At 72.7% G+C, this 7,607-nt stretch carries 11 protein-coding genes; 6 read left to right on the top strand and 5 right to left on the bottom strand.

Translation table 11 applies throughout. The features are described from left to right. Window positions 1-140: 140 nt before the first annotated feature. Entirely contained in the window at window positions 141-515 is a 375-nt protein-coding gene (locus ACFXGA_RS38660; protein ID WP_378097680.1) for a HesB/IscA family protein, read from the bottom strand. Between the two features lie 89 nt (window positions 516-604). Continuing rightward, window positions 605-1,624, bottom strand: a complete 1,020-nt coding sequence (locus ACFXGA_RS38655) for a glycerate kinase (RefSeq protein ID WP_378097678.1) — start codon at window positions 1,622-1,624, stop codon at window positions 605-607. A 42-nt stretch (window positions 1,625-1,666) separates the two neighbouring features. Between ACFXGA_RS38655 and ACFXGA_RS38650 the strand changes: the two genes are divergently transcribed. Both ACFXGA_RS38650 and ACFXGA_RS38645 read left to right on the top strand, forming a co-directional pair. Beyond that, a complete protein-coding gene (locus ACFXGA_RS38650) occupies window positions 1,667-2,299 on the top strand; it encodes a DUF3043 domain-containing protein (protein ID WP_378097675.1) in 633 nt (210 codons plus the stop codon). A gap of 78 nt (window positions 2,300-2,377) precedes the next feature. Beyond that, complete coding sequence (locus ACFXGA_RS38645; protein WP_378097673.1) at window positions 2,378-3,364, top strand: aldo/keto reductase family protein; 987 nt, start codon at window positions 2,378-2,380, stop codon at window positions 3,362-3,364. A gap of 49 nt (window positions 3,365-3,413) precedes the next feature. Here ACFXGA_RS38645 and ACFXGA_RS38640 read toward each other — a convergent pair whose 3' ends face one another. Then, window positions 3,414-3,608 carry a DUF397 domain-containing protein gene (locus ACFXGA_RS38640; RefSeq protein ID WP_378097670.1) on the bottom strand — a complete coding sequence of 65 codons (195 nt, stop codon included), beginning with the start codon at window positions 3,606-3,608 and terminating at the stop codon, window positions 3,414-3,416. Window positions 3,609-3,621: 13 nt separating this feature from the next. Beyond that, window positions 3,622-4,467 (bottom strand): DUF5753 domain-containing protein, encoded by an 846-nt coding sequence (locus tag ACFXGA_RS38635; RefSeq protein ID WP_378097668.1) that lies wholly within the window; start codon window positions 4,465-4,467, stop codon window positions 3,622-3,624. A gap of 168 nt (window positions 4,468-4,635) precedes the next feature. Between ACFXGA_RS38635 and ACFXGA_RS38630 the strand changes: the two genes are divergently transcribed. After that, window positions 4,636-4,842, top strand: a complete 207-nt coding sequence (locus tag ACFXGA_RS38630; protein WP_378097665.1) for a hypothetical protein — start codon at window positions 4,636-4,638, stop codon at window positions 4,840-4,842. 22 nt (window positions 4,843-4,864) lie between these two features. On the opposite strand, the gene ACFXGA_RS38625 is transcribed toward ACFXGA_RS38630, so the two are convergent. Continuing rightward, the gene (locus ACFXGA_RS38625) at window positions 4,865-5,065 is read right to left on the bottom strand and encodes a hypothetical protein (RefSeq protein WP_378097662.1); all 201 of its coding nucleotides are present in this window, start codon (window positions 5,063-5,065) and stop codon (window positions 4,865-4,867) included. 77 nt (window positions 5,066-5,142) lie between these two features. On the opposite strand from ACFXGA_RS38625, the gene cobU reads away from it, so the two are divergent. From cobU to cobS, 3 genes are read left to right on the top strand one after another with little or no spacing between them, the layout of a single operon-like run. After that, a complete protein-coding gene (cobU, locus tag ACFXGA_RS38620) occupies window positions 5,143-5,700 on the top strand; it encodes a bifunctional adenosylcobinamide kinase/adenosylcobinamide-phosphate guanylyltransferase (RefSeq protein WP_378097659.1) in 558 nt (185 codons plus the stop codon). Next, window positions 5,697-6,734, top strand: coding sequence for a nicotinate-nucleotide--dimethylbenzimidazole phosphoribosyltransferase (gene cobT / locus ACFXGA_RS38615; protein ID WP_378097656.1), 1,038 nt, complete (start codon window positions 5,697-5,699; stop codon window positions 6,732-6,734). Before cobU ends, cobT begins: the two co-directional genes overlap by 4 nt. After that, window positions 6,734-7,441 (top strand): adenosylcobinamide-GDP ribazoletransferase, encoded by a 708-nt coding sequence (cobS, locus tag ACFXGA_RS38610; protein WP_378097653.1) that lies wholly within the window; start codon window positions 6,734-6,736, stop codon window positions 7,439-7,441. Before cobT ends, cobS begins: the two co-directional genes overlap by 1 nt. Window positions 7,442-7,607 lie beyond the last annotated feature (166 nt).

The raw sequence follows: 7,607 nt of genomic DNA, 5'->3' as shown, positions 1-7,607 counted from the left end.
TGTTTTAATTCCCCCTGCCTAAATAACCCCAAAACTACGCGCGGGCTGCTACCTTTGTTAATCCACCACCGCCCCAACCCGCGCCGGGCCCCCCCCCGGGGGGGGGCCCCCCTACGGCGAACTGCCGTTCCAGCGGTCGATCAGTGGAACGAGTCGCCGCAGGCGCAGGAGCCGCCGGCGTTCGGGTTGTCGATGGTGAAACCCTGCTTCTCGATCGTGTCGACGAAGTCGATCACCGCGCCCTCGACGTACGGCGCGCTCATGCGGTCCACGGCCACCTTCAGGCCGCCGAAGTCGCGCAGCGCGTCACCGTCGAGCGTGCGCTCGTCGAAGAACAGCTGGTAACGCAGCCCCGCGCAACCACCGGGCTGGACGGCGATGCGCAGGTGCATGTCGTCGCGCCCCTCCTGGTCGAGCAGCGCCTTGGCCTTCACGGCCGCCGCGTCGGTCAGCGTCACGCCGTGGGTGGGCGGGGCGTCAGGAGTCTCGGTGACAGCGTCCTGAGCGGTCGTCATGGCTCTCCCTCAGAGGTCCTTTGCGGGCATCTATTCCGGGCAACACGGGAAGCACCCGCTTTGTTCCTGCCCCCATGGTCGCACAGACGTCAGTGACGGGGGTGTGACCAGTGCCTCGCCACGTGCGCGGCGAGATCCGCCAGTGTGCCGGCCGGGTCCGACAGGCTGCGCTCGACCGAACCGGCGTGCTCGGCCACCGCGTACGACTCCTGCACGCCCGCCGCCGCGGCCTCGCGCCGACCCACCGTGACCTGGCCCGCGAGCACCACGCACGGCACGCCGCGCTCCGCCGCGCCGCCCGCCACGGCGGTCACCAGCTTCCCGCGCAGCGACTGCCAGTCGAAGCTGCCCTCGCCGGTCACGGCCAGGTCGGCGCGGTCCAGCGCATCATCCAACCGGGTGAGCGTGCGGACGAGCCCCGCGCCGGAGGTCACCGTCGCGCCCCACGCCATCAGGGCCGCGCCGAGCCCACCCGCCGCGCCCGCGCCGGGCCGGTCGCGGACCTCGGCCAGCTCCCCCATCGCGGCCAGCCGGGCCTCCAACCGCTCCACCGCCTCGGGTGACGCGCCCTTCTGCGGCCCGAACGTGCGCGCCGCGCCGTGCGGGCCCAGGAGCGGGTTCTCCACGTCGGCGGCGGCGACCAGCCGGGCCGTCACGGGCCGTGCGGACTCCCGCAGCCCCGCGCCGCCGTCGGTGGTGCCCGAACCGCCCAGGCCCACCACGATCGTGTGCACGCCGGCGTCGCCCGCCGCGTTGAGCAGCTCGCCGACGCCCCGGGTCGTCGCGGTCTCGGCGGCGACCGCCCGCCGGTCCGGCGGCACGAGGTGCAGGCCGCACGCCTGGGCGGACTCGACGTAGGCGGTGCCGTCGTGCTCCAGCCACAGCGCCTCGACCGGCGTGCCCAGCGGCCCGGTCACGGTCGTCGCGTGGCGCACACCGCCCAGGGCGGCGTGCAGGACGTCCACGAACCCCGGACCGCCGTCGGCCAGCGGGCGCAGGTGGAGTTCGTCGTCGGGCGCGGTGCGTCGCCAGCCCTCGGCCACGGCCTCGGCGACCTCCCGCGCGGTCAGCGTTCCGCCGAAGCAGTCCGGCGCAATCACAACTCGCACCTCCCGAACAGTACTTATCGGGGCATCTCCTACTCTGGTGTGGTGAGGTTCCTGCGCCGCAACGCCGACGAAGCCGCCGAGACCACCGCCGAGGACGCTCCCGCGGAGGTGACCCCGGGCGACCCGTCGCGCACCCCAGGCAAGGGGCGGCCCACGCCGAAGCGGCGCGAGGCCGAGGGCAAGCGGCGCGGCCCCGTGCCCCCGCCGCCGCGCACGCAGCGCGAGGCGTTGAAGCGGGCGCGCGGGAACAAGGTGTCCAAGGAGGAGCGCCGCGCCGCGGCGGTCGAGCGCCGCAAGCGGATGATGGCGGGCGAGGACAAGTACCTGCTGCCCCGCGACCGCGGCCCGGTGAAGGCCTACATCCGCGACGTGGTCGACTCGCGGCGCAACCTCATGGGCCTGTTCATGCCGCTGGCCATCCTGGTGTTCGTGGCGCTGCTCGTGCCGATGCCGGACGTGCAGCAGTACGCGACGCTGCTGACCACGTTCATGCTGCTGGCGATGATCGTGGAGGGCTTCGTGCTCGGCCGGCTGGTGACCCGGCGCGTGCGGCTGAAGTTCCCGAACGACACCACCCGGGGCCTGTCCATCGGCTGGTACTCGTTCATCCGCGCCAGCCAGCTGCGGCGGCTGCGCGTGCCCAAGCCGCGGGTCAACCCCGGCGACCAGGTCTGACGGGTCGGGCGGGCGTCCCCCGGGCGCTCACCCGACAGTTCATTAGCTACCCGAACGACCTGCCACTAGGCTGGCGGCATGGAGTTCCGACGCCTCGGCCGCAGTGGCCTGAACATCAGCGAGATCTCGTACGGCAACTGGCTCACCCACGGTTCCCAGGTCGAGGAGGACCAGGCGACGGCCTGCGTCCGGGCCGCGCTCGACGCGGGCATCACGACGTTCGACACTGCCGACGTCTACGCCAACACCAAGGCCGAGTCGGTGCTGGGCCGTGCCCTGGCCGGCCGGCGCCGTGAGTCGCTGGAGATCTTCACCAAGGTCTTCTGGCCGACCGGCCCCGGCGGCCCCAACGACAAGGGCCTCGGCCGCAAGCACATCATGGAGTCGATCAACGGCTCGCTCAAGCGCCTGCAGACCGACTACGTGGACCTCTACCAGGCCCACCGCTACGACAAGTCGGTGCCGCTGGAGGAGACGATGCTCGCCTTCGCCGACCTCGTGCGGCAGGGCAAGGTGCTCTACATCGGCGTCTCGGAGTGGAACGCCGACCAGATCGCCCGCGGCGCGGCGCTCGCGCGGGAGCTGAACGTGCCGTTCATCTCCAACCAGCCGCAGTACTCGATGCTGTGGCGCGTCATCGAGTCGCAGGTCGTGCCGACCTCGGAGCGCGAGGGCATCAGCCAGATCGTCTGGTCCCCCATCGCCCAGGGCGTGCTGACCGGCAAGTACCTGCCGGGGCAGCCGGTGCCGGAGGGCTCGCGGGCGACCGACGAGAACGGCGCGAAGTTCATCCAGCGCTTCCTGCGCGACGAGGTGCTGACCAAGGTCCAGCAGCTCAAGCCGCTGGCCGAGGAGGCCGGGCTGTCCCTCGCGCAGCTCGCCGTCGCGTGGACCCTGCAGAACCCGAACGTGGCCAGCGCGATCATCGGCGCGTCCCGCCCGGAGCAGGTGCACGAGAACGTGAAGGCGGCCGGCGTGAAGCTGGACGCGGAACTGATGAAGAAGATCGACGACGTGCTCGAAGGCGTCGTGGAGACCGACCCGCGGTTCACCGTCACCCCGTGACCCGCTCGCGGGCGAGGCACCTCCGCGGGGGGTGCCTCGCCCGTGCTCGTCACGCGCCCCGCAGGCCGCTGACGAACGCCGAGAAGGCGCGTGCCGAGAAGACCAACACCGGCCCGCGGTCCTTGGTGTCCCCCACCGCGACCCGGGTGCCGGTCGGCTCGAAGCCGCACTCCACGCACTGGGGGTCGTTGCCGCCGTTGGTGTAGCTGCTCGTGCGCCACCGGTAACCCGCTCGGGTTGGCATGATCCCTGCTCTCCTAGCGTTGGCCGAGGTCGGCGATCCGAGCCTCCAGTATCTCCCTGGACCGCCCTTCCGAGACGGCCGCGTCCCAGGCGTCGTCGAAGACGAGCCGGAAGCGGCTGACGTCCTTCTTGACGTAGTCGTTCCGCGCGATGTGCCCCACGAAGGCGAGCCACTCGTCCGGTCTGGTGTGCAGCAGCGTGAAGGGGTTGCTCAGCCCCGTCACGGCTCCCGTGGAGCTGGGGATGATCCGGAGTCGGACCTGCGGCAGCTCGGACACGGCCACGAGGCGTTCGATCTCGCGGGTGGCCACGTCCGGCCCGCCGTCCATCCGGTCGAGCGCCGCTTCGCCGAGCACGATCCAGACCTCGGGGCCGTCCGGTCGGAAGATCCGCGTGCCCCGGTCGGCCCGGTCCCGGGCCAGCGCCTCCACGTCGGCGGGGTCCACGAGCGGCGACTTCGCCAGCGTGGCGAAGGCGAACTCGTACGTCTGGAGCGATCCGGGGATCTCGTTGTAGACGACCCACATCTGGTCGGCACGACGTTCGCGCACGAGGTATTCCCTCGATTGCACTCCGGCGACGACGGGTTGGGCGCGGGTGCCGGCGGCGTCGGCGAGCGAGACGAGGCGGTCCGCGTCGGCCCGCTCGGGCCGGTAGCGGGCGAGCATCCACGTCACGTGGGCGGGTTTGGGCGCGATCCGGGCCGTCTCGATCTTGGACAGCACCGAGGCGTAGCCGCCGACCGCCGCGATCAGCTCCGCCTCCGCCTGTCCGGGCTCCAGCCCGGCGTCGGCGCGGAGCCGGCGCGCCAGCTTGGCGAACTCCAGCCGCGCGTCGAACGAGTCGACCTGTTCCGTCATGGCGACGAGTCTGCCGTACGCCAGGCCCGTGACCTGGGGACACTCGTTCGGGTGAAAGAAGACGGCAATGCCGACTTTCACCCGTTCGTTCGCACCAAAGACGGCATTGCCACCTTACTCTGGGCGGCCTCCCGGCCCTTGCCAACACCACAGGAAGCGAGACGCACCATGAGCAGCGTTGAGTTCTCGACCTACGTCAGGGTCGACCACGAGGCGGAGTTCGAGCCGCAGATCAACGCCGACGGCGAGTTCGAGGTGTCGTTCGACCGCGTGGCGACCCTGGCGCTGACCGCGGACGCCGCGGAGAGGTTCCACGCGCTGCTCGGCGACAAGCTGCCGGAGCTGCGGCGGCGCGCGGCGGCCGGCCTGGGCTGACCGGGCAGCGCCCTCGTCCCGGCTACTCGGCCGGGGCGAGGGACATCGGGCCGTAGACCTCGGACTCGTTGCGCAGCAACGTCACCTGCGCGACACCCCGCTCCCGCAACCCCTCCCACTCGACGCCGAACCAGTCCTCCGCCGCCGACTGGTCGGGGAACGCGACCGACGGGCCGTCCACCTCGTGCCCCTGCTCGTCCTGGTACCGCCACCGGTACTCCATGACGGCCTCCTCCGATGTGCGCCGCGCGGTAACGTTCCCGGTCAGGCTATGTCCTTGTGGAACAGATGGGGTGCGGTGTGACGCGTCGGACACTGGTGCTGGGCGGCGCGCGTTCGGGGAAGTCCGCGCACGCCGAGGGGCTGCTCACCGACGACGTCGTGACCTACGTCGCGACCGCGCGGCGCTACCCCGACGACGCCGACTGGGAGCTGCGGATCGCCCGGCACGTGGCCCGCCGCCCCGTCACGTGGACCACCGTCGAGGCCCCCGCGCCGAACGACCTGATCGCCCTGCTCACCGCCACCCGCGAGACCGACCCGCCGATCCTGGTGGACGACGTGGCCACGTGGCTGAACGGCGTGCTGGACGACGCGGGCGCGTGGGAGGGCCACGGCATCGTGCAGGTGGAGGCCGAGTGCGCGGCGCTGGTGCAGGCGGTCGCGCACACCCGCGCCCGGTTGGTCCTGGTGTCCGCGGAGGTCGGCCTGGGCGTCGTGCCCAGCACGCACTCTGGCAGGCTCTTCCGCGATCACCTCGGCTCGCTCAACGCGCGGCTGGCCGAGGTCTGCGACGAGGTGCTGCTGGTCGTCGCCGGAATCCCACTGCGACTGCGCGAAGCCGGAGGTAGTCGGTGACCATCGAGTTCCCGTCCGTCGAGCCGCCGAGCGACGGCGTGCGCGCCGAGGCGCTGGCCCGGCACGCGGTGCTGACCAAGCCCGTGGGCTCGCTGGGCAGGCTGGAGGAGTTGGGCGCGTGGGTGGCCGCCTGCCAGGGCGAGTGCCCACCGCGTCCCTTCACCCGTCCCCGCGTGGTCGTCTTCGCGGGCGACCACGGCGTCGCCCAGCACGGCGTCTCCGCCTACCCGCCCGAGGTCACCGGCCAGATGGTGGCGAACTTCCTGGCGGGCGGCGCGGCCGTGAACGTGCTGGCGAACGTGGCGGGCGCGACGGTGCGCGTGGTGGACGTCGCCGTCGACTCGGACACGCCGGTCGGCGACCACAAGGTGCGCCGGGGTTCCGGGTCCATCGACCGCGAGGACGCCCTGACCCGCGACGAGGCCGAGCGTGCCGTCGAGATCGGCCGCAAGCTCGTGGACGACGAGGTCGACGGCGGGGCCGACCTGCTCATCGCGGGCGACATGGGCATCGGCAACACCACCCCCGCCGCGGTCCTGATCGCCGCGCTCACGGGCTCCGAGCCGGTGGCCGTGGTCGGCCGGGGCACCGGCATCGACGACCGGGGCTGGATGCGCAAGACCGCCGCGATCCGCGACGCCCTGCGCCGCGCGCGGCCCGTGATCAGCGACCCGGTGGCGCTGCTCGCCACCTCCTCCGGCGCGGACATCGCCGCCATGGCCGGGTTCCTCGCCCAGGCCGCCGTGCGCAAGACCCCGGTCATCCTGGACGGCGTGGTCACCGGCGCGGCCGCCGTGGTGGCCGAGGAACTGGCGCCCGGCGCGCGTGACTGGTGGGTCGCGGGCCACCGCTCCGTCGAGCCCGCGCACGCCCTGGCACTCGGCCACCTGAGCCTGGAGCCGTTGCTGGAGTTCGACATGCGCCTCGGCGAGGGCTCCGGCGCGGTGGCGGCCCTGCCGCTCGTCGTGATGGCGACCCGCGTCCTGGCCGAGATGGCGACCTTTGACAGCGCGGGCGTCTCCGGACCGGCCTGATGCGGCTGGCGCTGTCGTGGCTGACCGTGCTGCCCGTCCGCGTCGGCTCCGACGAAGTCGACGCGCGGGCGGCACGGCGGGCCATCGCCTTCGCCCCGTTCGTCGGCGTGCTGCTGGGCGTGGCCGCCGCGGTCCTCCTGCTGGCCCCGCTGCCGGACCTGCCGGCCGGCTTCCTGACCGTCGGCTTCCTCGCCCTGGCGACCCGCGGCATGCACCTGGACGGGCTGGCCGACACCGCCGACGGCCTGGGCTGCTACGGCCCCCCGGAACGCGCCCTGGCCGTGATGAAGGACGGCGGCGCGGGCCCGTTCGCGGTCGTGGCCCTGATCGTCGTCCTGGGAACGGAGGCCGCCGCGTTCCCGACCGTCCCCCCGGCCGCCGTCGTCCTGGCCCTGACCTCCGGCCGTGCCGCCTTCGTGCTGTGCTGCCTGCGCGGCGTCCCGGCCGCCCGCCCGGAGGGCCTGGGCGCACTGGTCGCCGGCACCCAACCCCCGTGGCTGGCCGTGACCTGGTGGACCACCCTGGCCGCCACCGCCGCCTACTTCATCCACCCGCTGAAGGGCCCGATCGCCATCACCGTCGCCGCCGCCCTCGTCCTGCTCCTCGTGCGCCACACCAGGAACCGGTTCGGCGGAATCACCGGCGACGTCCTGGGCGCAGCCTGCGAAACGGCAACCGTCACCGTCCTGGCCATCACCGCACTATGACCACCCCACAACACCCACCCAACCCACCCACAACGCCCACTACCCAACCCACCCACATCGGACCCGCCACACCACCACCGAGGCTCGATTTGACATGGGTTCGGGTGCCTTAGGCTGGACGAAGCCGGGCAGGCGTGGCGGACGCTTTTCCCGCCCCCGGCGGCCC

Source organism: Actinosynnema sp. NPDC059335 (assembly GCF_042752395.1).
GTDB lineage: Bacteria > Actinomycetota > Actinomycetes > Mycobacteriales > Pseudonocardiaceae > Actinosynnema.
Note: the sequence above shows the minus strand (reverse complement) of the source record. Positions and strands in the feature narration are given on the sequence as shown.